We start from the raw sequence: 25141 nt of genomic DNA on the forward strand, positions 1-25141 counted from the left end.
AAGAGTATTATTTTTTTGAGAAATTACAGTAAAATAGCATATTTTCATGATAAAATAGTGAAGTGGTAAAATTGATGTTCAATTAAAGGTAGGTGACATCGTGGGAAAAACAATTGCAATTGCTAATCAAAAAGGTGGAGTTGGGAAAACGACAACTTCTGTTAACTTAGGTGCTTGCTTAGCATACATAGGTAAGAAGGTCTTGCTAGTAGACATTGATCCACAAGGAAATGCAACTAGCGGAGCAGGGATTGAAAAGGCAGAAGTAGATCAGTGTATTTATGATATATTAGTTGAAGATATTGATGCAGAAGAAGTCACAATCCCAACTAAAGTTGAAAACTTGTATGCTATACCTGCGACCATTCAGCTTGCTGGTGCTGAAATAGAGCTTGTTCCTACTATTTCACGTGAAGTGCGCTTAAAAAGGGCATTAGAACGTATTAAAGACCAATATGATTATATAATTATTGACTGTCCACCGTCGCTAGGATTATTAACTATTAATTCTTTAACTGCTTCTGACGCAGTGTTAATACCTGTACAATGTGAATATTATGCGCTTGAAGGTTTAAGTCAGCTTCTTAATACTGTTAGACTTGTTCAAAAACATTTAAATACTGAGCTCACTATTGAAGGGGTTCTACTAACCATGTTAGATGCTAGAACAAATTTAGGGATTCAAGTGATTGATGAAGTGAAAAAGTACTTTCAAGATAAAGTATACCGGACGATTATTCCACGTAATGTAAGGTTAAGTGAAGCACCTAGTCATGGTGAACCAATTATCATATATGATCCAAAGTCAAGAGGAGCAGAAGTTTATTTAGATCTAGCAAAGGAAGTGGTTGCAAATGGCTAAAGGTCTTGGAAAAGGTATTAATGCTCTATTTGCAAGTATGGATGTGGGAAATGAAGAAATAGTTCAAGAGGTAAAAATTAACGAGTTAAGACCAAATCCATATCAACCTCGAAAAACATTTCAACCAGAAGCAATCGACGAATTAAAAGAGTCTATACTACAACACGGAATATTACAACCACTAATTGTTAGGAAAAGCATTAAAGGGTTTGAAATTGTTGTAGGCGAACGTCGATTTAGAGCTGCTAAAGAGGCTGATTTATCAACTGTGCCTGTTGTTATTAGAGATTTATCAGAACAGCAGATTATGGAGCTCGCTCTATTAGAAAATTTACAGAGAGAGGATTTAACTCCTATCGAAGAGGCATTAGCTTACCAAACTTTAATTGATAAATTAGAGTTTACACAAGAGCAATTAGCACAGCGGTTAGGAAAAAGTCGCCCTCATATCGCAAACCATCTTCGCTTGTTAGTTCTTCCTAAATCAATCCAAGTACTTATTTCTGAAGGGAAACTAACGATGGGACACGGGAGGACTTTGCTAGGCTTAAAAAATAAAGAAAAGACAAAAAAACTAGCTGAAAAAGTGATAAATGAACAATTAAATGTGAGACAACTAGAACAATTAGTTCAACAGCTTAATAAAGATGTTCCACGTGAAACATCTAAGCCGAAAAAAGAAAAGAACATATTTATCAGAGAAAGAGAATCAATATTACGTGATCGGTTTGGGACGCCTGTTGTCATAAAACAAAATAAGAAAAAGGGAAAAATTGAAATTGAGTTTTTCTCAGAGGAAGATTTAGAAAGAATATTAGATATACTAGATACACCTACAAAATGATTTTCAATGGGCCATCATTAACGGTGGCTTTTTTTTATTAGTCATTTTATATTATATTGAATGCAATCAGAAGGGGATATGAAATGGTATTACTTGGAACTGTAATTAATTGTGTGTCAATTGTTATTGGTACGTTATTTGGAATGTTCATGCAAAGAATTCCAGAAAGAGTGAAAACGACTGTTTTACAAGGGATTGGTTTATCCGTTTTCATATTAGGAATACAGATGGGACTCAAAAGTGAACAATTTATCCTTGTCATCTTAAGTTTAGCACTAGGAGGAATACTAGGTGAACTTTGGGGGATAGATGACAAATTAAATTTGTTAGGTAAATGGCTGGAAAATAAAATAGGGGCAAAGGATGAAGGTGCAGTTGCTAAAGGTTTTGTGACGGCAACATTAATATTCGTTATAGGGGCTATGGCGATTTTAGGTGCACTTGATAGTGGATTAAGAAACGATCACAATATACTATTTACTAAATCAATACTTGATGGATTTACTAGCTTTGTATTGGCTACAACATTAGGTGTTGGAGTAATTTTTTCTGCTATACCAGTGTTTATTTATCAAGGTTCATTAGCGATATTTGCTACTCAAATCGACAAATGGATACCACCAAAGTTGATGGAATTACTCATAATAGAAATCACTGCAACAGGTGGTATAATGATTATCGCTATAGGTCTAAATATGTTAGGGATAACAAAAATCCGGGTTGCAAACATGTTACCAAGTCTATTGGTTGTATCATTATTTGTGACAGTATTGTATTTTTGGCCAATTTTACCGTAAATAACTGAATCTTGTTGATAATTGTAACTACAAAACCATTCTTGCAACAATATAATAACAAGTTGGCTCTTTTCGTAAACTTTGTTGCTATAGTTCCTAAATTATAAGAAAAAGATGTCACTAAATTTTGTTTAATTATTAGTATGAAAAATAATAATCTATGCGAAAATAGCCAACAAGTTATTGATGACTGCACCATGTACATTTTTATTTAATATGGTGCAGTTTTTTTATATGAACTAGCGGAGGAACCTAGATGATAATTCTTTTAAACTATATTGGTTGTGTGCCTCATTAATGGCAGTTGCAATCGTTTTAGCCATACTCATGACAATATGTAATCTAGTATTTTGTAGGACAAAAAACTCCATAAATCCACTCACGTTTACAATTCCCGTCATATGAATATCGCCTACTGCAGGTAATTCTTTATTTACCCCAGCACCTGGTTTAACAGGTCCATCTCCAATTGAAATATAACCTACACTATTTAACTTCCCTAAACAAGCATCAATACCGATGATAAATGGATTCCGGTAAGCGTTATTAATTTCTATTAACTTATCTTTTAGATTTACAGCATGAATAGGATCCTCTAACGTTCCATATACATGAAAATGAGTCAAATTCTTTTCCTCAAGTTTTGAACCTACTAATGGTCCAAGCGAATCACCTGTTGATCGATCGGTACCAATACAAACGAATACAATTGGTTGCTGAATGTCTTGTGGTAAGGAGGAAAGGAGTTTTGTTGCTAAGCTATTAATTGCGTGACCATCATCATAAGACACACGAGTACTTTCATTAACAATATTTAAAAATTTTGGTTTAAGATTCATAGCTTTCACTCCTTTGTAATAGTAGTAACAGTATACGGAGGAAAAATTAAAACTATACATAAAATAGTTAAATGAAAAGAGGGAGCATGAGTATGTTAAAGTCTGGATTGAAGTGGATGTTTTTAATATTAGGCACAATGATTGGAGCAGGCTACGCCTCTGGAAGAGAGATTTGGCAGTTTTTTGGACAAGAAAGTGGACTTGCTATTATCATTTTTACTTTAATATTTATCATTAGTTGTTTTGTTATTATGAAAATAAGTTACGAGGAGCAATCTGAACATTTTTTACCTGTCTTGCAAAGGCTAGTAGGTAAACGATTATCTTTAGCATACGATTGGATGATAATATTATATTTATTTACTACTACTGTTGTTATGCTTGCAGGTGGAGGAGCTACATTAGAAATATTACAGATACCATATTGGATAGGGATATTAATTTTTTGCTTCATGCTTGTATTCTTGTTTATATGGGATTTAAAAGGAATTGTATCCATTAATATTTTTATTCTACCGATTTTAATTATTAGTTTGATGGTAACATTATTTCTGTTTTTATATAAAAATGGACAAAGTATTAATCTTAATCTAAATGAACAATCAAATTGGCCGTCTGCATTTACTTTTACAGCATTAAATATTCTACCTTTAGTTGCTGTTCTTTCAGCAATTGGTAAAGAAATAAAAAGGGTTGGAGAGGCATGGATTGCAAGTATAGGGAGTGGCTTACTATTAGGAATTATTTCATTTATTTATAATCAGTCATTATTACAAATAGCTAGTGAAATGATTCTTTATGAGATTCCGTTATTTGGAGTATTAAAATACTTTCCATATGCCATGTTGATTATTATGTCATTTTTATTATGGTCGGCCATCTATACAACTGCTGCTTCCGGCATATTCGGTTTAACAACGAGATTTCGAAAAAAAATAAAGCTCCCTTTTTGGCTCCTTGCATTGTTAACTTTAATTACTATGATTCCGTTTACTTCATTTGGATTTGCTACATTAGTATCTGTTCTCTACCCTATCTATGGTGTCATAAATTTATATTTGCTTGCAGCAATATTGATCCATCCTATTGCAAATCGGTATAAATGGGAATGAAAACTTGGTAATATAGTAGTATCGACTTTACTATAAGCAGTTTCTTGATATTAAAGGCTCTTTTCGTAAACATTGTTGCTATTGTTTTCAAATTAGCACTCTAAAAAGTGTTTTTTATTGTTGGTCATCGTTGCACAGAAGAAAAGATGCCACGAACGCTAGATATAATCGTATTTAGCTCTAATTACGAAAAGCAATCATTAGTACGAAAACAGTGATTACAAAGGCTCTTTTCGTAAACATTGTTGCTATTGTTTTCAGATTAGTACTATACAACAGTGTTTTATGTTGTTAGTCATCGTTGTACACAAGAAAAGCTGCCAGAACGCTAGATATAATCGTATTTAGCTCTAATTATGAAAAACAACAATTAATGCGAAAACAGCCATATTAAATGATGAAAATAGATGGATGAAAGGATAGGGTAAGTTGGAAAATAAACAATTTGGAATAAATGATATCGTTGAAATGAAGAAACAACACCCTTGTGGTGTGAATAGATGGAAAATTATCCGCATGGGTATGGACATTAGGATTAAATGTGAAGGGTGTGCACATAGTGTAATGCTTCCAAGAAAAGAATTCACACGTAAAATGAAAAAAATCATTGAAAAATATGAGGAATAATTTAAAGTTATCCGTACTTTAGTGTGAAAAATCATGCTAATTTGAAAAAACCTCTTATAAGGGTGATACGAAGGTGAGAGTAAAGTATAAAACAGCTTGTCCGTTAAATTGTTGGGATAGTTGTGGTTTTGAAGTAACAGTTGAAAATAATATGGTTGTAAAAGTTGAAGGAGATCAAGATCACCCAATTACAAAAGGTAAAATTTGTGGAAGGGGTAGGATGCTTGAACATCGAGCGAATTCTAATGAAAGAGTAAAATATCCATTAAAAAAAGTGGATGGGACGTTTCAAAGAATTTCATGGGAGCAAGCGCTAAATGAAATTTCTAATAAACTAGCTGGTATTAAAAAAACGTACGGTACGACAGCAGTACTTCATAGCCATGATTATTCAAATAGTGGTTTGTTAACAAACCTTGATAAACGTTTTTTTAATTGCTATGGAGGAGTAACTGAACTAACAGGTAGTATTTGTTGGGGAGCAGGCATAGAAGCACAAACTTGGGATTTCGGTGATTCATACAGTCATAGTCCAGATGACGTATTTAATAGCAAAAATATAGTGATTTGGGGTAGAAATGTAGCGCGTACGAACATGCATTTATACGCTAATTTAACCAAAGCCAAACAGCAAGGTGCCAATATTATAGTTATTGATCCAATGTCAAATGCAACTGCAAAATTAAGTAATGAATATGTTTCGATTAAGCCTGGTATGGACGGTTTGTTAGCGATAGGTATTATGAAAGAGATCGTGCGCCTCAATTTACAAGATCAACAATTTATTGATGACCATACGCTTGGCTATAGTGATTTACTGAACATACTTGAAGAAAAAACACTAGATGAACTTGAAGAGCTTACAGATGTATCGAAAGATATGATGACAAAATTAGCTCATATATATGCGAATGAGCCAACAATGACTTATTTAGGTTTAGGAATGCAAAGATATACAAATGGAGGGAATACGATCCGTCTGATCGATGCTTTGGTTGCAATAAGTGGTAATATCGGTATTCCTGGTGGAGGTGTGAATTTTGCTAATAAGCAAGTCGGTGAAAGCTTTGACATAAATGCACTGTCATTGCCAAATCGCAGACAGCATAAAAGGACATTTACCATGATGCAACAAGCAGAAGGGATTCTTTTAGCTAATGATCCGCCTATTAAAATGGTCTTTGTTACATGTGGAAACCCAGTTACACAAGTACCAAATACAAATCGAGTGAAACAAGCTTTTTCAAAGGTAGACACGATAGTTGTTGTAGAACAATTTATGACTGATACTGCTCAGATGGCTGATTATGTATTACCAACCACGACCGTATTTGAAGAAGAGGACGTGTATTATTCGTCTATGTATCATCATTACGTGAATTATGGTCCAAAATTAGTCGAGCCTCCAGGTGAAGTGAAATCGGAATTAATGATATGGACAGAGTTGGCAAAACGCTTAGGTTTTGCAGATGATTTTGCATTTAATAGAGAACAATTTATTAATATTGGGTTAGGAGATTTAGTTACAAAAGGTATTACACTTGAGAGATTAAGAAAGTATGATCATTTACCTTTACCTATTGATCATGTTCCTTGGAGTGATAAGAAATTTATGACAGCAAGTGGAAAGTATGAATTTACTTCATCACAAGCAACCCAAAAAGGTTTTGATGGCCGGTTACGAATTGATTATCCACTTGAATCAAAACAAAAAAATCCAGATCTCCTTGGAAAATATCCTTATACTTTGTTGTCCATTCATCCGTTGAGATCAAATCATTCGCAACACTATCATCTTATTGATTCTATGCAAGAAATTAAGGTAGAGGTATCAAAAGATGTTGCTGAAAAAGAAAGACTACAAGAAGATGATCTTGTTAAAGTGTTTAATGAACGTGGAGAACTAGAGGGACGTGTGCGAATTTTGAAAGAAGCACATCGCAATACAATTAATATAGATGAAGGTCAGTGGAGTAAGTTTGGTGGGAGTGTTAATTTGCTCACTCCAAATCGTATTTCAGATAATGGGATGGGGAGCACTTTGTTTGATTGTGTTGTAGCGATTGAAAAAATATAACTCCTTGTTTTTTTAACTAGGAATCACTATAATTGGGAAAGACTGAATTGATAGCGGATATATAAGAGGAGTGAAATAACAATGGCTTTAACTGCAGGAATTGTGGGTCTACCGAATGTTGGTAAATCTACGCTTTTTAATGCAATTACTCAAGCGGGAGCTGAATCAGCAAACTACCCGTTTTGTACAATAGATCCTAATGTAGGAATAGTAGAAGTACCTGATCATCGCTTGGAGAAATTAACGGAGCTTGTTCAACCGAAAAAGACTGTACCTACAGCATTTGAATTTACAGATATAGCTGGTATTGTTAAGGGAGCAAGTAAAGGTGAAGGTTTAGGTAATAAATTTTTGTCTCATATTCGACAAGTTGATGCTATTTGTCATGTTGTTCGTTGTTTTGCGGATGAAAATATTACTCATGTGTCTGGTCAAGTGGATCCAATTGCAGACATAGAAACAATTAATTTAGAACTAATTTTAGCAGATTTAGAAACTGTAGATAAACGAATTGATCGCGTTGGCAAAATGGCAAAGCAGAAAGATAAAGAAGCGATGTACGAGCACGAGGTGCTTGTGAAGCTGAAGGAAACTTTTGAAAATGAAAAGCCAGCACGTTCAGTTGAGTTTACTGAAGAGCAAATGAAAATTGTTAAAGGACTACACTTGTTAACGATTAAACCTATTCTATATGTGGCGAACGTCAGTGAAGAGGAAGTCGCGGATCCTTCAAACAATGAATATGTAACGCAAGTTAGAGAATTTGCAGCAGGAGAAAATTCAGAAGTCATCGTAGTATGCGCAAAAATTGAATCTGAGATTGTTGAGCTTGAAGGGGAAGAGAAGGAAATGTTTCTTGAAGAGCTCGGAATAGAAGAATCAGGCCTAGATCAACTTATTCGTGCAACTTATAGCTTACTTGGACTAGCTACTTATTTTACAGCCGGTGTTCAGGAGGTTAGAGCATGGACTTTCCGTAAAGGAATGAAGGCTCCGCAATGTGCAGGGGTCATCCATACAGATTTTGAACGTGGCTTTATTCGAGCAGAAACAGTGTCATACGACGACCTTTTAACGGCAGGTTCTATGACAACGGCGAAGGAAGCTGGTAATGTTCGCTTGGAAGGAAAAGAGTATATTGTTCAAGATGGAGATGTCATTCACTTTCGATTTAATGTGTAAAACAGTATCAATCGTTTAGGCTCATTTCGTAAACTTTGTTACTACTTTAACTTAATTTGAGAAGCTAGATGATGGTGATAGCCATTGTCTTTGCTTTATAGAAGAAAAGATGTCACGAACGTTAGTTATGTGCGTGTTTGTTTGTTGGCAAGCACAATCATGTGAAAACACTCGACGTAAAAGTAATGGCTTCACATAATTGTGTTTTGTAAGACTCTTTAGGTGCATGCGCTTAAATTTATATACAAGGGTTAATTTTATTTAACAATAAGAAGCTCGAGTGTCTATCTCTTCGAGGTTACTTCGCCATTTCATTGGAGGACAAAAAGCACCTTCATGTGAAATGGCGAAATGTTTATCAGAAATTTGTAAGGCGCTTGCGATATTCTTCTCCATATGCTATAATCACGTATTGTGAGTAATTAATTCAATTGCTCCTTGCTCTCATTTGAGAGCCGTCAGACCAAAAGGAGGTGACTGTGATGAGAAAATACGAAATTATGTATATCATCCGCCCAAACATTGACGATGAGTCAAAGAAAGCAGTTGTTGAACGTTTTAGCAACGTTTTAACTGAAAAAGGTGCGGAGATTGCTGAAGTAAAAGAATGGGGAAAACGCCGTCTAGCTTATGAAATCAATGATTTCCGTGATGGTTATTATATGATTTTACAAGTAGCTTCTAATGCTGAAGCGATTAACGAATTTGATCGCCTAGCAAAAATTAGTGAAGATATTATTCGTCATATCGTTGTAAAAGAAGAAGAATAAATATAAATTGAAAGAAACTCTGTAAAATAGAGGTTCTTTAAAGGGAGTGGTTCTGATGATGAATCGTGTAATTCTTGTCGGACGATTAACGAAAGATCCAGAATTACGATATACTCCAAGTGGAGTAGCAGTTGCAACCTTTACGTTAGCTGTCAACAGAACATTTACAAATCAGCAAGGTGAACGACAGGCCGATTTTATTAATTGTGTTGTATGGCGTAAACCAGCTGAAAACGTCGCAAACTACTTGAAAAAGGGTAGCTTAGCTGGAGTAGATGGACGTGTTCAAACACGCAACTACGAAGGACAAGACGGTAAACGCGTATATGTAACTGAGATAGTTGCTGAAAGTGTGCAATTTTTAGAGCCGCGATCAGGTAATGAGCAGCGACCTGCAGGCAATAATCACCAAGGAAACCAAGGTGGCTACGAGCAATTTGGACAAAATCAGAACCAACGTAATAATAATAATCAAGGGTTTACTCGAGTAAATGACGATCCGTTTGCAAATGATGGACAGCCTATAGACATTTCTGATGACGATTTGCCGTTCTAATTTGCTGAGTAGTTTATTCGATTATTCTTGAACGTGTATATATAAATGAAATAGAAAGGAGGATGAATAATGGCAGGAGGACGCAGAGGAGGACGTGCTAAACGTCGTAAGGTGTGTTATTTCACATCTAACGGTATCACTCACATCGATTACAAAGATATTGATGTACTTAAAAAGTTTGTCTCAGAAAGAGGTAAAATTTTACCACGTCGTGTTACAGGCACAAGCGCTAAATATCAACGTAAATTAACTATTGCTATTAAACGCGCTCGTCAAATGGCATTACTACCTTATGTTACAGGTGAATAATAATTTTTAAAGCAGCGGGGGTTCCTTGCTGCTTTTTCCTTTCTTAAATAGGTACATACTTATGTTAATTCTTGTTCCTCAGGCTGTTATAGCTATAGTGATTATTACGTACGCCGTATAAATACGGGTATTGACGATCTGTCATATGTCTGTCAACGGCCTTATGTAAAACGAACGTTGTTTATATCCAACTCCAAACCCTTCATATGAAAGTGCCTTCAGTGTTTGTCGGTTAACTAGGCCTCATACTCTATTGTTGAGATTGAGCAATCGCACTTTACTTTACGTACTAATGATGAATTGATATAGTAAGTGAAGAAAATGAAGAAATTAAGCCAACATGAGGTGGAACTGTGAAGAATACGAAAGTATTAACAGAAGGAGCTATATTACTAGCAATTTTTATTATATTAGTGTTCATTTCTATGTACATACCATTCCTTGGATCAGTATCAATATTTTTTCTTCCACTACCAATTATGCTTTTTACGATTAGAAATGGTTTGCGAAATGGCATAATATTAATTATACCTGCTATTTTATTAACAATTGCCGTTGGTTCAGTATTGGCAGTACCGCTTGCATTAATGTTTACAAGTGGTGGCATTGTTACAGGGTATTTAATAAAGAAAAAGAAAAGTCATTACATGACACTGTTAATTGGAACGGTCATATACTTAATTAATATTACATTTATTTATGTTGGATCGATGTTGCTTTTCAAAATTGATTTTATAAATGAAATGACATTATTGATGAATGAGTCAATAACGATGGCTACAAGCATGATGGAGGGCGTAGGACAAGATGTAAATGAGCAAGTCCTTAAACAATTTCAAGCAACAGTAGATTTATTTCAGTACTTAATACCAAGCTTTTTTGTTATGACTGCGTTTTTATTTGCACTCATTTCGTTAATTGTTTCAATACCGATTATTAAGCGTTTTAATATAAATATTGAACCGTGGCCACCTTTTAGAGATCTTATGCTGCCCAAAAGTGTCATTTGGTATTATTTAATTACGATCATTATGTCTTTTGTTATAGAAGAAGAATCAAGTTTGTTCTTTCCAATGATAAATATTGATTTTATTTTGCAATTACTAATGATTATTCAAGGTATGTCTTTATTATTTTATTTCTTACACCATAAAGGCTATTCTAAAGTTGTTCAATTGTTTGTATTTATCATTTCCTTGTTTCTTATACCAATTATTCGAATCTTAGGTATAATTGATATAGGGTTCGACCTACGGAAAAGAATAGTAACTAAGCGCTAATGGGCGCATATATCTTAAAATTTAGGAGCTGAAAAACGTGCCTTCGTACTATAAAAAGAGTGTAATTCGGTATCCTATATATGGAATAATTAGTATTTCGATTTTAATGATACTTATTATTACTTTTTATCAATGGATCTACGGAATCATTGCTTTTATGCTCCTTGGCATCCCTATATACTTTTTTATTAAGTCCGAAAGGGTAATTAACCAATCGATAGAAGATTATATTTCTACTCTTTCCCACCGAGTCAAAAAAGTTGGAGAAGAAGCTTTACTAGAAATGCCCATTGGGATACTACTTTATAACGAACACTTTAATGTAGAATGGAGTAACTCATTTTTAACTTCCTATTTTCCAGAGGATACATTAGTAGGACGTTCACTACATGACATTACAGAGAGCTTAATTCCGATTATTAAGCAAGAAGTTGATGATGATATTATTACGCTTTATGAACGAAAGGTTAAAGTACATGTAAAGCCAGAAGAACGTCTGATTTATTTTTTTGATGTAACAGAACAGAAAGAAATTCAAATTCAATATGAGAATGAACGGACTGTACTAGCAGTAATTTTGTTAGATAATTATGATGAAGTTACGCAAGGAGTAGAAGATCAAACAAGAAGTAATTTGAACAGCCAAGTAACGTTTTTATTAAATAAGTGGGCAAAGGAAAACGGGGTTTTTATTAAAAGAACATCATCCGAACGTTTTATCGCTGTGTTGAATGAATATATCTTGAAGCAATTAGAAACCGAGAGTTTTTCTATATTAGACGATGTTCGAGAAAAAACTTCAAAGCACCATTTGCCTTTAACATTAAGTATTGGTATTGGAGTAGGGGTTTCATCTTTACCTGAGTTAGGAGTACTTGCCCAATCAAGTCTTGATCTAGCACTCGGAAGAGGTGGTGATCAAGTTGCTATTAAGCAAACGAATGGAAAGGTGAAGTTCTACGGAGGAAAAACGAACCCTATGGAAAAAAGGACGAGGGTACGTGCGCGTGTCATATCGCATGCATTGAAAGAACTTGTAACTGAAAGTGATCAAGTATTAATAATGGGACATGTCAACCCTGATATGGATTCGATAGGTTCATCAATAGGGATTTTAAAAGTTGCTGAAGTGAATGAGAAGAATGGGTACATTGTATTAGACAAAGATGATATAGGAACTGGAATCGAACGTCTGATTAATGAAATTAAAAAAGATACAAACTTATGGTCTCGATTTATTACACCTGAACAAGCGCTTGAAATAATTACTGACGAGACATTGTTAGTCGTTGTAGACACTCATAAAAGCTCACTAGTCATTGAGGAAAGATTAATTAATAAAACGGAAAGTGTAGTTGTAATCGATCATCATAGAAGAGGTGAGGACTTCATAGAAGACCCCCTTCTCGTCTATATGGAACCTTATGCATCTTCTACTGCTGAGCTTGTAACAGAGCTATTAGCGTATCAACCTAAAGGTTTAAAGATGGATATGCTTGAAGCAACTTCATTGTTAGCAGGGATTATCGTAGATACAAAAAGCTTTACGCTACGCACTGGCTCACGAACTTTTGATGCTGCATCTAATTTACGTGCTCACGGTGCAGATACTATACTCGTTCAAAAATTATTAAAAGAAAATATTGATCATTATGTAAAACGTGCTAATCTAATAGCAAAAGCGGTGATCTATCGATCAGGCTTAACAATAGCACTTGGAGATGCTGATGAAACGTATGATCAAGTGTTATTAGCTCAAGCCGCTGACACATTATTATCAATGAATGATGTAACAGCTTCGTTTGTTGTTGGGATGCGTAGTGATCAAGTAATTGGAATTAGCGCTCGATCTTTAGGTAATGTTAATGTCCAAGTCATTATGGAAGCTCTCGGCGGCGGTGGTCACTTAACAAATGCTGCAACACAGTTAGAGAATATGAGTATTGATGAAGTTGAACAGGAATTAAAGTTAGTACTTGATGATTATTTAGATGGAGGGAAAGAATCATGAAAGTAATATTATTAAAGGATGTTAAAGGGAAAGGAAAAAAAGGGGAAGTAAAAAATGTATCTGATGGATACGCTCAAAATTTTCTTTTCAAACAAGGTCTTGCAGTAGAAGCAACAAACAGTAATATTAGTTCATTAGAAGCGAAGAAAAAAAAGGAAGAGAAGCAGGCTGAAGCAGAACTAGATCAGTGCAAAAAATTAAAGGCAGAGCTTGAGAAAATCACCATCGAATTTACTGCGAAAGCTGGTGAAGGTGGCAGATTATTCGGTTCAATTACGAGTAAACAAATAGCAGAGCAATTAAAAACGAAACATAAAATGAAAATTGACAAGCGTAAAATAGAGCTTGCGGATGGAATTAGAGCTTTAGGATTTACAAACGTATCTATTAAACTACATCCAGAAGTATCCGCTACTGTCAAAGTTCAGGTAATAGAGGAATAAATTAATTATACAAAATGAGTGGAAATGTGATTTAATGATAAAGTGTACATTTTTAAACGTACCTTTTTCTAAAAATCACATTTTTTCTATAGGATGGTGAAAGTGGATGAGTGATATGATAATGGATCGCATACCACCGCAAAATATTGAAGCGGAGCAAGCTGTATTAGGTGCTATTTTCCTTGAGTCATCATCATTGACTTTGGCTTCTGAAATATTAATTCCTGAAGATTTTTATCGAGCTGCTCATCAAAAAATCTTTCATGTTATGCTATTACTTTCAGATAAGGGTGAACCTGTTGACTTAGTAACAGTTACATCAGAACTAGCAGATGGGAAGCTCTTAGAAGAGATCGGTGGGCTAAATTATTTAAGTGATTTAGCTAACTCAGTACCTACTGCAGCAAATATTGAGTATTATGCAAAAATAGTGGAAGAAAAATCTATTTTACGTCGCCTCATTAGAACAGCTTCGACGATTGCTCAAGATGGCTACAGTCGAGAAGATGAAGTAGATGTTCTTTTAAATGAAGCAGAAAAACAAATTATGGATGTTGCCCAAAGGAAAAACGCAGGTGACTTTCAAAGTATAAAAGACGTTCTCGTTCGAACGTATGACAATATAGAATTATTACACAATCGCAAAGGTGACATTACTGGTATACCAACAGGCTTTTCTGAGCTTGATCGAATGACTGCTGGGTTTCAACGTAATGATTTAATTATTGTTGCAGCACGTCCTTCTGTCGGTAAAACTGCGTTTGCGTTAAATATAGCTCAAAACGTTGCTACGAAAACTGATGAAAATGTAGCGATTTTTAGTCTTGAGATGGGTTCAGAGCAACTTGTAATGCGTATGCTCTGTGCTGAAGGAAATATTGATGCCCAAAACTTAAGGACCGGTTCACTCACTCCTGAGGATTGGGGTAAACTAACGATGGCGATGGGGAGCCTTTCTAATTCAGGTATTTACATCGACGATACGCCAGGTATACGTATTAGTGAAATTCGCTCAAAATGTCGACGCCTAAAGCAAGAGAGTGGTCTAGGAATGATTTTAATAGACTATTTACAGCTCATACAGGGTAGTGGGCGAAGCGGGGAAAATCGTCAGCAGGAAGTTTCAGAAATATCCCGTTCATTAAAAGCACTTGCACGTGAATTAAAAGTACCTGTTATTGCTCTTTCACAGCTTTCCCGTGGGGTTGAACAAAGACAAGATAAGCGACCGATGATGTCAGATATTCGTGAATCAGGAAGTATCGAGCAAGATGCTGATATTGTTTCCTTTCTCTATCGAGAAGATTATTATGATAAAGAAACAGAAAATCAAAATATAATAGAAATCATTATTGCCAAACAACGTAATGGTCCAGTCGGGACTGTACAACTAGCTTTTGTCAAAGAGTATAATAAATTTGTAAACTTAGAGACACGCTATGGCGATTCAAGTGTTCCTGCTGGAGCATAGTTTAGGAGATTACTAAATAATAGAGAACCACAAAGTAGAGATTATCTACATGTGGTTCTTTTTTTGTTAACTACTACAATTTTCCGTTTTATGAAAAGTTGATCGTCTAAAAAGGAAGATGAAATATGATTTTTATTCTAAGCGAATAATGCTAAGCATTTATTTATATAACCATTTATTATATGTTGTTTGTCCCAATTGTCATGATGTGTTTTACGCAACAGTCATCGTTATACAGAAAAAAGGTGTTAGTTGTATATGTGTTTAATTTTTATTACGATCAATCTGTTAAAAAAATGTTTAATCAAGTAATTATTAAAACTACGAACAAAATTACTAAATAAAATAATAATGTTCGGTTTTAATTGACTATACACAATGGAATTGGTACACTAATCATGTTTGATAATAATAAAAATGAAAGTTCGGAAAAAGCGGAGGTGCCTAGATGGCTTCAGTAGTCGTTGTTGGAACACAATGGGGAGATGAAGGGAAAGGTAAAATTACAGATTTTCTTTCAGAAAACGCAGAAGTAATTGCAAGGTATCAAGGTGGAAATAATGCAGGACATACAATAAAGTTTAACGGTAACACGTATAAGTTACACTTAATACCTTCAGGCATTTTTTATGCTGATAAAATTTGTACGATTGGTAATGGCATGGTAGTTGATCCTAAGGCTCTTGTTAAAGAACTGAATTATTTGCACGAACGTGGCGTTAGTACTGATAATTTACGTATTAGTAATCGTGCACATGTCATTTTACCTTATCATCTTAAACTCGATGAGGTCGAAGAAGAGAGAAAAGGCGATAACAAAATTGGAACGACGAAAAAGGGCATCGGTCCAGCATATATGGATAAAGCAGCTCGTATAGGTATCCGAATTGCAGACCTTCTTGATCGTGAGGCATTTGAAGAGAAGCTATCTAAAAACCTTGAAGATAAAAATCGTTTATTAGAAAAAATGTATGAGGTAGATGGCTTTAAAATTGAAGATATATTAGACGAATATTATGGATATGGACAACAATTTGCAAAATATGTTTGTGATACATCTGTTGTGTTAAATGATGCGCTAGATGAAGGACGCAGAGTTCTATTCGAAGGTGCTCAAGGTGTAATGCTAGATATAGATCAAGGAACGTATCCATTTGTAACATCTTCAAATCCAGTCGCAGGCGGAGTTACAATTGGTTCAGGTGTCGGTCCTACTAAAATAAAACATGTTGTAGGTGTATCAAAAGCATATACGACCCGAGTTGGAGATGGACCATTTCCTACAGAGCTTACGAATGAGATAGGAGATCAAATTAGAGAAGTAGGACGTGAATATGGTACGACTACTGGTAGACCACGTCGCGTCGGTTGGTTTGATAGTGTAGTCGTTCGACATGCTCGTAGAGTAAGTGGAATCACTGATCTATCACTTAACTCAATTGATGTACTTACAGGAATCGAGACATTAAAGATCTGTGTAGCATACCGTTATAAGGGACAACTCATAGAAGAATTTCCTGCTAGCTTGAAAATGCTAGCAGAGTGTGAGCCAGTATTCGAAGAATTGCCTGGATGGTCAGAGGACATTACAGGAGTCAAAAATTTAGGAGAGTTACCTGCAAATGCTCGTCATTATCTTGAAAGAGTATCACAGCTAACAGGTATTCCTTTATCAATCTTCTCAGTTGGACCAGATCGATCACAAACAAATGTTGTGCGTAGCGTATATAGTTAATTATTGTTTCTTGCTTTAGTTTTTTTCAGGTTGATTGTTATTTTTCATTCTAGAGTCGCGATGTCAGCCTCTAACAACCACATGTATGTAAAGACAAAGTCTATTTTACAATAAGACAAAAGGGCTAAAATGGGTAACTTTTAGCCCTTTTGACTGTTAAAAAGGTTGTATTGTTTTTTTGTTGTTTTTAAATTATAGTATTAGGATATACGCTTTAACAACTAATGCTCATGGATTGTTATTACTATAAAAATGATTGCAACTCAATATTGTCTTATTTAATTTAGTCAACATAACAACACAGCTTACAAAAAGAGCCCAAAAATAAATAAAATACTATTGCATTTTATTTTAAAAATATGTTAATATATTAAATGTCGCTGATAATCAATTGAGATTTTATGATTATATGGCCCGTTGGTCAAGTGGTTAAGACACCGCCCTTTCACGGCGGTAACACGGGTTCGAATCCCGTACGGGTCACTTATAAAAATTAAGTATTACATAATAAACTGTATAGAATATTTGGTCCCGTGGTGTAGCGGTTAACATGCCTGCCTGTCACGCAGGAGATCGCGGGTTCGATTCCCGTCGGGACCGCCATTTTATTACATAAAGAACTAAGAAATTATTGATGAATAGCAAGTATGGCTCGGTAGCTAGAGCAGAACGTATTCATCTATGAAGAGACGTCAGAGTAGTTCTGCGAGGAGCAATCTCTTGCAAAAGAGATGCGAGGGAATAAAAGCACAATTCATTACGGCTCGGTAGCTCAGTCGGTAGAGCAAAGGACTGAAAATCCTTGTGTCGGCGGTTCGATTCCGTCCCGAGCCACTGTCAAAGTATGGTCTGTATAGATCATACTTTTTTAATTAAATGATAATATTGGTAATAATTCTAGTAGAATGCTAGCTTTTATTACCTTGTATTTTACAAAAGAAACTATTAAATTACAGCTATAATACAATTATGTTACATCTTTTGATCTAGTATGCCATTATTTTTATTTTATGATAAAGTAATAGAGTGTTTAAAAGAGAAATTTGTCACATTAAAATATAAAGAATTTTCTCTCCCAAGGCGCTGGAGAAACCTGTTTTAGGAGGAAAAGTAGTGTTAAAACAAACAAACATATATACTAAAGTACGTCATTTGATTAAACCTGTTAACTTTGATAAGAAAGCGCTTAGTATCGTCAAAAAAGCAATGGTTACGACTGTAGCAGTCGCAACACTAACAGTTGGTTCGGTAGAAGCTGCTAATGGTGGATCAGTCATATCTACAATCTATCATGTATATGTTAACGGAGAAAATATTGGAACAGTAGATGACAAAAAGACTATTGAGAAGGCTGTAAACGACAAGATGAAAAAGATGGACGATCGTAACGGTTATCTTGAATTTTCTGTAGGAGACCAGTTAACCTACATACCTGAAAAAGTCTTTAGTCCTGTAGTTAATAATGAAACTACCGCTAAGAAAGTTAAAAATAACATAGAGATATTTGCAGCATCAGCTGCCATTAATGTTAACGGAGAACCAATCGCTTATTTTGCAAACGAAGAAGAAGCAAATGAAGTGTTGAAAAAGATCAAAACGTCTTACGTTTCAGCAAAAGAGTTAGAAAAATTAGAGCTACAACAAAAGCCTAATGAATTACCGAATGACCTATCGAATGAATTACCGCCACTGAAGGAAGGCGAATCAAGAATTATAGATGTATCCTTTGATGAATCAGTTAAAGTTACTAAAGAGGACATTTCACCAGATAATATCATTACTGTTGACCAAGGTGTTTCTTTATTAAAGAAAGGGACGTTGGCAGAGAAAAAATATGAAATTAAACAAGGTGATGTCTTAGGAAGTATTGCAAATGCTCATGACTTAAGCACAGAAGAGCTTCTTAAACTTAATTCAGATATATCCGAAAAGACAGTATTGCAAATTGGTCAGCAATTAAATGTTACTCAGTATGAACCATTTGTACATGTTCTCGTAAAAGAAGAGCATTATAAACGAGTTGTAATACCATTTAAAACCGAGACGATTGAAAAAGATACAATGTATAAAGGTGATCAAAAGGTAAATCAAGAAGGTCAAAATGGTGAGAAACTAGAGAATATTATTACTGTAAAAGATAATGGTACGCAAATAGAAAAAACAACGATTAAAGAAGAAGTTACTAAAGAACCTGTAAATAAAATTATTTTCAAAGGTACGAAGGTTGTGCCTTCACGTGGAACTGGTACTCTATTATGGCCAGCCTCAGGCGGTTATGTTTCAAGCGAAATGGGACAGCGATGGGGAAAGCTGCATAAAGGTATGGATATTGCGAGACCAAGTAATTATACGATTAAAGCTGCAGACAATGGAGTCGTTGAATTTGCAGGCTGGGATGGAGGATATGGGAATCGAATTGTTATTAATCATAACAATGGTATAAAGACAACATATTCACATCTGTCATCAATAAGCGTCTCAGTTGGACAAACGATTGAAAAAGGACGCAAAATTGGCATGATGGGGTCGACAGGTAATTCAACTGGTACCCATCTACATTTTGAAGTATACAAAAACGGAAGTGTACAAAACCCGAGAAACTTCTTGCAGTAACCTCTAGCTTTGCTAGAGGTTTTTTTGTAATTCATATACTCCTCATGATAAAGTAAGGATACAGAATGTTCCGGGAAAGGAGTCTTTCTATGAAAAATAAAGTTCTTGTAGTAGACGATGAAAAACCAATTGCTGATATTTTAAAATTCAACCTAGAAAAAGAAGGTTACGAAGTTACATGTGCTTACGATGGAGTAGAAGCACTTAATCAAGTTGAAGAGGTAAAACCGAGTATTATATTACTCGATATTATGCTCCCACTAAAAGATGGAATGGAAGTTTGCCGAGAAGTAAGGAAAAAATATGATATGCCAATTATCATGCTAACAGCAAAGGACACAGAAATTGATAAAGTTCTTGGTTTAGAATTAGGAGCGGATGATTATGTAACAAAACCGTTCAGTACTAGAGAGTTGCTTGCACGTGTAAAAGCTAATTTAAGAAGGCATCAACTCATACCAGAAGAAGATACATCACAAGATGACAATAATTACTTATCAATTGGACCACTAGTCATCCAACCGGATGCTTATGTTGTTTCAAAACGTGGTGAAACGATAGAGCTGACTCACCGCGAGTTCGAGTTATTACATTATTTAGCAAAACACCTAGGTCAAGTAATGACAAGAGAGCATTTGCTTCAAACAGTGTGGGGTTACGATTATTTTGGCGATGTTCGTACAGTTGATGTCACAGTTCGACGACTCCGTGAAAAAATTGAAGATAACCCTAGCGATCCAACTTGGATTGTTACTAGAAGGGGTGTTGGATACTACTTACGAAATCCAGAGCAGGAGTAAATTTATTTATGAAAAAAGTTGGTGTGTTTCGTTCCATTCATATTAAGTTTATTCTAATTTATATTCTCCTCATTCTTATTGCTATGCAAATTATAGGGGTGTATTTTGTTCGGAAACTAGAAGGTCAGCTCGTCGAAGGCTTTAAAGTGTCACTGGATAGACAAGAAAACATCCTATCCTACTATTTAGAGGAAGCCATAACATTAGAGCGAGATGAACAAGCAAGCACAGTTGAGGATGATGTCAAAAATATTTTGCGAGACTACGATTATCAGGACATTATTGAGGTACGTGTTATTGATATCAATAGTCGTGTCATAGGAACGTCTAATCCAGATAATGAGAAAATTGTTGGGAAAAGAATGACTGAGCGTGGGATTAATCTTGCGCTTATTGTTGGAACAGCTAGTGATGAATTGGTTATAGAACCAAATACAGGGTTCAGATTGCGTGTATTATCAACACCTATCAAGTCAAATGATGAAATTGTTGGTGCGATATACTTAGTAGCCTCTATGGAAAATGTCTATAATCAAATGAAGCAAATTAATCGTATTCTTGTAACAGGAACAGTTTTAGCTATGGTCATTACTGCCGTATTAGGGATCTTTTTAGCCCATACGATTACTCGTCCAATTTCAGATATGAGAAAACAAGCTCTTGCGATGGCAAAAGGAAATTTCTCTAGAAAGGTTCGTATTTACGGATATGATGAAATTGGTCAATTAGCATTAACCTTTAATTATTTATCTAGAAAACTCCAAGAAGCACAAGCGTCTACAGAGGGTGAAAGACGTAAGCTTGCTTCAGTTATTACACATATGACAGACGGGGTTATAGCGACTGACAGAACAGGACATATCATTTTAATAAATGATCCTGCCTTAAAACTATTAGGTATATCTAGGGAAGACGTATTTAATGAACCTATTATTTCGGCCTTAGGATTAGAGGATGAACTTAATTTTGATACACTTTTAAATGAGAGAGAATCTTTAATACTCGACGTGAGTACAAAGGATAACTCTTATATACTTCGGGTGAATTTTTCTGTCATTGAAAATAAAATCGGTATTACAAATGGCTTAATAGCTGTTTTACATGATGTGACCGAGCAAGAGAAGATCGAGCAGGAACGGCGAGAATTTGTTGCGAATGTGTCACATGAATTAAGAACGCCACTTACGACAATGAGAAGTTATTTGGAAGCATTAGCCGAAGGGGCATGGCAGGACAAAGATATTGCACCACAGTTTTTACATGTTACACAAACAGAAACTGAACGTATGATAAGACTAGTGAAGGATTTACTTCAGCTATCTAAGTTAGATAGTAGGGATTACTCATTACATAGAACACCTGTTAATTTTATTGAATTTTTTCATCAGATTATTGATCGATTTGAAATTTCAAAGAATCAATATGTAACTTTCAAAAGACAGCTACCAGATGAAAAAATTACGGTTAGTATTGATAAGGATAAAGTAACTCAAGTCATAGATAACATCATTTCAAATGCATTAAAATACTCTCCAGAAGGAGGACAAGTCAGCTTCTCTTTGAGGAAAAATGTTAATCATCTTGAAGTAATCATAAGTGATGAAGGTGTCGGTATTCCTAAGGCAAACCTTGCACATATATTCGATAGGTTTTATAGAGTTGATAAGGCTAGAAGCCGTAACCTAGGTGGAACAGGTCTAGGTTTGGCAATTTCCAAAGAAATGATAGAAGCACATGGAGGAGACATTTGGGCAGAGAGTGAGGAGGGCAAGGGTACGACAATTTTCTTTACACTCCCACTTGAAAAGGAGCAAGAGGATGAGTGGTCATGAAATTTGAGGTCTTAAAATCAATATTGCTAACAACATTAGTGCTGATCAGTATTATTTTAACATGGAATATTTGGACTTTCCAAAATAAGTATAAAACATTAGAAAATCCAGATATTAATCAATTTGTTTTAGTTAACAATGAAACTCGTGATGTTGAAGAACTGATTAAACCTAGTCAAATGTTTATTCATTATAATTACGATGATTATGGAACAAATGAATATTACAAAATTGATAAAATGGTATCAGAAATACAAAAATGGATTATTACGAATGTAACAAATATATCTAATACTATTCCACAAAAAGATTTTTTATCATTTATCCATGGAGATAATAAAATTGAAATAGTCTATCAAGACCAAGTTCCAGCTGAATTTACGAAGAAAATGTTTCAATTTCAAAATCCAGATATTTTAGTCGGGCTGTATGATCGTATCGTTGTTGATGTGGATAAGGGAGAATTATATTTTGTTTTATATGATAAGCAAAGAGTGTATAAAGCATCACTAGATAATGTTTATTTAGAAAATATAAGGAAAAATTTCCAAGAAAAAAAATCGTATACACACTATATCCCATACGACATCAATGAAGTAAAACGCATTTATGTACCATCGGGAGAGCAAGCTGTATATCAATTGGAATATACGTATGAAACACTAGCTCCAGAAGTATTTAAGGATGCTCTTTTTAGTGATCCTAAATCTGTTCAAAAGGAATCATTATCTTCACACGTGGTTGTGTATACAGATGGCTCACGATTTATGGAAGTAAATTCTTTAACGAATCGTTTAAAGTTTGAGAATCCAGTATCAGAGGATAGTGACATATTAAGTACCGCAAATACTGTATTAAAAAGCATTGATTTTGTAAATAGTCATGGTGGATGGACGGATAAATATCGTTATTGGAGCTGGGATGAGAACAGAGAAAAGTATACGCAAACGACAGAGTTTCAGTTATTTTTACGAAACCTACCTGTTTTCAATGAAAGTAACCTTACAAAAATTGAACAATATTGGCGAAATGGCAAATTATATCGATATGAACGCCCGATGATTGAACTAAAAATATCTGAACATAGGGAGGTTACTATACCAACGGGTGAAGAAATTATTAATCATTTGGAACAAATGGAACAATTTAATAAAAATTCACTTGAAGATCTAATCCTAGGCTATAGGCTTAGACGAGATGATCGAGATGTTTTGATTTTTGATCCAGTTTGGTTTTATCGTTATAACAACATCTGGCGTCATATTAATGTAGAAGAGGTAGGAGGAGAGTATATTGGATTGGAATAAGACGAAAACCATTTTCATTATTACTTTTCTCTTGCTAGATATTTTTTTAATCTATCAGTTACTTGAAATGCGCAATAATAACCAATTAATGATACTGACAGAAAAAACAATTGAGGAAAATTTAGCTGCTGACGATATTACTTATGTTAAAATTCCTGAGGTAGAGGAGAGAGGAAAATATTTAAGCGGTGAAAGTAGATTGTTTACGGAAGAAGAACTAACGAAACTAGCTGGTCAGGATATACCTATTGTTGATACTACAATAGTAGAATCAACATTGTTAACACCGTATCCATTAGAAGAAGCAAAGCTTGACTTCCTACTAAGTCAATTTTTCAAAGAGTATATTATTGATGGCGATAAATATACTCTTTGGGAAATGGATGAGGGGCTAAACCAAATTATTTTCTATCAACTATTTAATGATAAAGTTATTTACAACGAACAAAATAGTAGTATTATCGTACAACTTAATGACATAAATGAAATTATTTCTTATAGGCAGACAATGCTTAATATAGAAGAATACGAAAAAGAAGAAGAAATTATTCCTGCGATAAAGGCGTTAGAAATTCTCCACAATAAGAACTTATTAAAGTTTGGTAGCCAAATAACAGAAATTGAGTTAGGATATTATTCAATTGTGCCATTTACAACTCCCCAATCAAAGGTTCTTACACCGACTTGGCAATTTGTCGTAAATGATCAGGAAAACTATTACGTCAATGCATTTGAGGGGAAAGTAATTGACGAGGAAAGTTTGGAGTGAAAGAAAGTATGAGTTTACAATTTAGTGTGCTTGCAAGTGGCAGTACTGGAAATGCGTTTTATATAGAAACGAACGAGCAATCAATATTAGTTGATGCTGGCTTAAGTGGTAAACAGATGGAGCGATTATTTCTTCAGATTGACCGTTCGATAAGTAATCTATCTGGAATTTTAGTAACTCATGAACATGTTGATCATATAAAAGGGATAGGTGTATTAGCTAGGAAATATCAATTACCAATATACGCGAATGCAAAGACGTGGAGTGCGATGGAAAGTAAAGTTGGTGAAATCCCTACAGAACAAAAGTTCATTTTTGATATGGGTAAAGTAAAATCGTTTGGCAATTTAGATATAGAGTCATTTGGAGTGTCACACGATGCAGCCGAGCCAATGTTTTATGTTTTTCACCATGAAGGTAATAAAATTGCACTTATTACGGATACTGGTTATGTCAGTGATCGAATGAAAGGAATTATTAACAACGCTGACGTATTTGTGTTTGAGAGCAATCATGATGTTGACATGCTAAGAATGGGTAAATATCCATGGAATATTAAGCGCCGAATTTTAAGTGATGTTGGCCACGTATCGAATGAAGATGCAGCCATTGCGATGACTGAAGTTATAGGTGATCGTACGAAACGTATTTATTTAGCACATTTAAGCCAAGATAATAATATGAAGGATTTAGCACGGATGGCAGTTTCTCAGACATTAGAATCAAAAGGTTTTATAATCGGAGAGCAGTTTAACTTATATGATACTGATCCAAATCAACCGACAAAGCTCATAGCAGTCTAGTTCATAATCAAATCTTCCATAAAGTTGAATCGACTTATAGCATCCATCCCTTAGAAGTTGCTTCATCCTTTTTACTCGCATAGAGTTGTATTTCTTACAAGA

22 protein-coding genes and 3 tRNA genes are annotated in these 25141 nt (G+C 34.8%); 24 read left to right on the top strand and 1 reads right to left on the bottom strand.

What is annotated here, in order from left to right:
• Positions 1-100 precede the first annotated feature (100 nt).
• The 3 genes from JM172_RS13095 (at position 101) to JM172_RS13105 (ending at position 2503) form a co-directional block, all read left to right on the top strand.
• Positions 101-862, top strand: a complete 762-nt coding sequence (locus tag JM172_RS13095; protein ID WP_214482804.1) for a ParA family protein — start codon at positions 101-103, stop codon at positions 860-862.
• The gene (locus tag JM172_RS13100; RefSeq protein ID WP_214482805.1) at positions 855-1706 is read left to right on the top strand and encodes a ParB/RepB/Spo0J family partition protein; all 852 of its coding nucleotides are present in this window, start codon (positions 855-857) and stop codon (positions 1704-1706) included. The genes JM172_RS13095 and JM172_RS13100 overlap by 8 nt, the downstream gene beginning before the upstream one ends.
• 83 nt (positions 1707-1789) lie before the next feature.
• Entirely contained in the window at positions 1790-2503 is a 714-nt protein-coding gene (locus JM172_RS13105) for a DUF554 domain-containing protein (protein ID WP_214482806.1), read from the top strand.
• A 239-nt stretch (positions 2504-2742) separates the two neighbouring features.
• Here JM172_RS13105 and yyaC read toward each other — a convergent pair whose 3' ends face one another.
• On the bottom strand, positions 2743-3342 hold the full coding sequence (gene yyaC, locus JM172_RS13110) for a spore protease YyaC (protein ID WP_214482807.1): 600 nt from the start codon (positions 3340-3342) through the stop codon (positions 2743-2745).
• A gap of 92 nt (positions 3343-3434) precedes the next feature.
• Between yyaC and JM172_RS13115 the strand changes: the two genes are divergently transcribed.
• The 21 genes from JM172_RS13115 (at position 3435) to JM172_RS13215 (ending at position 25039) form a co-directional block, all read left to right on the top strand.
• Positions 3435-4454, top strand: a complete 1020-nt coding sequence (locus JM172_RS13115; RefSeq protein WP_214482808.1) for a YkvI family membrane protein — start codon at positions 3435-3437, stop codon at positions 4452-4454.
• 429 nt (positions 4455-4883) lie between these two features.
• Positions 4884-5081, top strand: coding sequence for a DUF951 domain-containing protein (locus tag JM172_RS13120; protein ID WP_214482809.1), 198 nt, complete (start codon positions 4884-4886; stop codon positions 5079-5081).
• Between the two features lie 73 nt (positions 5082-5154).
• Positions 5155-7158 (top strand): molybdopterin-dependent oxidoreductase, encoded by a 2004-nt coding sequence (locus JM172_RS13125; protein WP_214482810.1) that lies wholly within the window; start codon positions 5155-5157, stop codon positions 7156-7158.
• Positions 7159-7239: 81 nt separating this feature from the next.
• Positions 7240-8340: a redox-regulated ATPase YchF gene (gene ychF / locus JM172_RS13130; protein ID WP_214482811.1), complete on the top strand. Its 1101-nt coding sequence runs from the start codon at positions 7240-7242 to the stop codon at positions 8338-8340.
• 482 nt (positions 8341-8822) lie between these two features.
• Positions 8823-9110 (top strand): 30S ribosomal protein S6, encoded by a 288-nt coding sequence (rpsF, locus tag JM172_RS13135; RefSeq protein ID WP_214482812.1) that lies wholly within the window; start codon positions 8823-8825, stop codon positions 9108-9110.
• A 55-nt stretch (positions 9111-9165) separates the two neighbouring features.
• Positions 9166-9666, top strand: coding sequence for a single-stranded DNA-binding protein (gene ssb / locus JM172_RS13140; RefSeq protein ID WP_214482813.1), 501 nt, complete (start codon positions 9166-9168; stop codon positions 9664-9666).
• A gap of 69 nt (positions 9667-9735) precedes the next feature.
• Positions 9736-9975 (top strand): 30S ribosomal protein S18, encoded by a 240-nt coding sequence (rpsR, locus tag JM172_RS13145; RefSeq protein ID WP_214482814.1) that lies wholly within the window; start codon positions 9736-9738, stop codon positions 9973-9975.
• 353 nt (positions 9976-10328) lie between these two features.
• Positions 10329-11255, top strand: coding sequence for a YybS family protein (locus JM172_RS13150; protein ID WP_214482815.1), 927 nt, complete (start codon positions 10329-10331; stop codon positions 11253-11255).
• A gap of 37 nt (positions 11256-11292) precedes the next feature.
• Positions 11293-13266, top strand: coding sequence for a DHH family phosphoesterase (locus tag JM172_RS13155; protein ID WP_214482816.1), 1974 nt, complete (start codon positions 11293-11295; stop codon positions 13264-13266).
• Positions 13263-13709 carry a 50S ribosomal protein L9 gene (gene rplI / locus JM172_RS13160; protein WP_214482817.1) on the top strand — a complete coding sequence of 149 codons (447 nt, stop codon included), beginning with the start codon at positions 13263-13265 and terminating at the stop codon, positions 13707-13709. The genes JM172_RS13155 and rplI overlap by 4 nt, the downstream gene beginning before the upstream one ends.
• 106 nt (positions 13710-13815) lie before the next feature.
• A complete protein-coding gene (gene dnaB, locus JM172_RS13165) occupies positions 13816-15180 on the top strand; it encodes a replicative DNA helicase (RefSeq protein WP_214482818.1) in 1365 nt (454 codons plus the stop codon).
• A gap of 448 nt (positions 15181-15628) precedes the next feature.
• Complete coding sequence (locus JM172_RS13170) at positions 15629-16915, top strand: adenylosuccinate synthase (protein ID WP_214482819.1); 1287 nt, start codon at positions 15629-15631, stop codon at positions 16913-16915.
• A gap of 411 nt (positions 16916-17326) precedes the next feature.
• A tRNA-Glu gene (locus tag JM172_RS13175) sits at positions 17327-17398 on the top strand.
• Between the two features lie 44 nt (positions 17399-17442).
• Positions 17443-17518: transfer RNA gene (locus tag JM172_RS13180), tRNA-Asp, on the top strand.
• Between the two features lie 158 nt (positions 17519-17676).
• A tRNA-Phe gene (locus JM172_RS13185) sits at positions 17677-17749 on the top strand.
• 279 nt (positions 17750-18028) lie between these two features.
• Positions 18029-19528 carry a peptidoglycan DD-metalloendopeptidase family protein gene (locus tag JM172_RS13190; RefSeq protein ID WP_352223464.1) on the top strand — a complete coding sequence of 500 codons (1500 nt, stop codon included), beginning with the start codon at positions 18029-18031 and terminating at the stop codon, positions 19526-19528.
• A gap of 89 nt (positions 19529-19617) precedes the next feature.
• Entirely contained in the window at positions 19618-20328 is a 711-nt protein-coding gene (yycF, locus tag JM172_RS13195) for a response regulator YycF (RefSeq protein ID WP_214482820.1), read from the top strand.
• A gap of 8 nt (positions 20329-20336) precedes the next feature.
• On the top strand, positions 20337-22160 hold the full coding sequence (gene walK / locus JM172_RS13200) for a cell wall metabolism sensor histidine kinase WalK (RefSeq protein WP_214482821.1): 1824 nt from the start codon (positions 20337-20339) through the stop codon (positions 22158-22160).
• Entirely contained in the window at positions 22157-23467 is a 1311-nt protein-coding gene (locus JM172_RS13205) for a YycH family regulatory protein (RefSeq protein ID WP_214482822.1), read from the top strand. The genes walK and JM172_RS13205 overlap by 4 nt, the downstream gene beginning before the upstream one ends.
• Positions 23454-24236 carry a two-component system regulatory protein YycI gene (locus tag JM172_RS13210; RefSeq protein WP_214482823.1) on the top strand — a complete coding sequence of 261 codons (783 nt, stop codon included), beginning with the start codon at positions 23454-23456 and terminating at the stop codon, positions 24234-24236. The genes JM172_RS13205 and JM172_RS13210 overlap by 14 nt, the downstream gene beginning before the upstream one ends.
• 8 nt (positions 24237-24244) lie before the next feature.
• Complete coding sequence (locus tag JM172_RS13215; RefSeq protein ID WP_214482824.1) at positions 24245-25039, top strand: MBL fold metallo-hydrolase; 795 nt, start codon at positions 24245-24247, stop codon at positions 25037-25039.
• The last annotated feature ends 102 nt before the right edge of the window (positions 25040-25141 follow it).

It is taken from the genome of Bacillus sp. SM2101, assembly GCF_018588585.1.
GTDB lineage: Bacteria > Bacillota > Bacilli > Bacillales > SM2101 > Nanhaiella > Nanhaiella sioensis.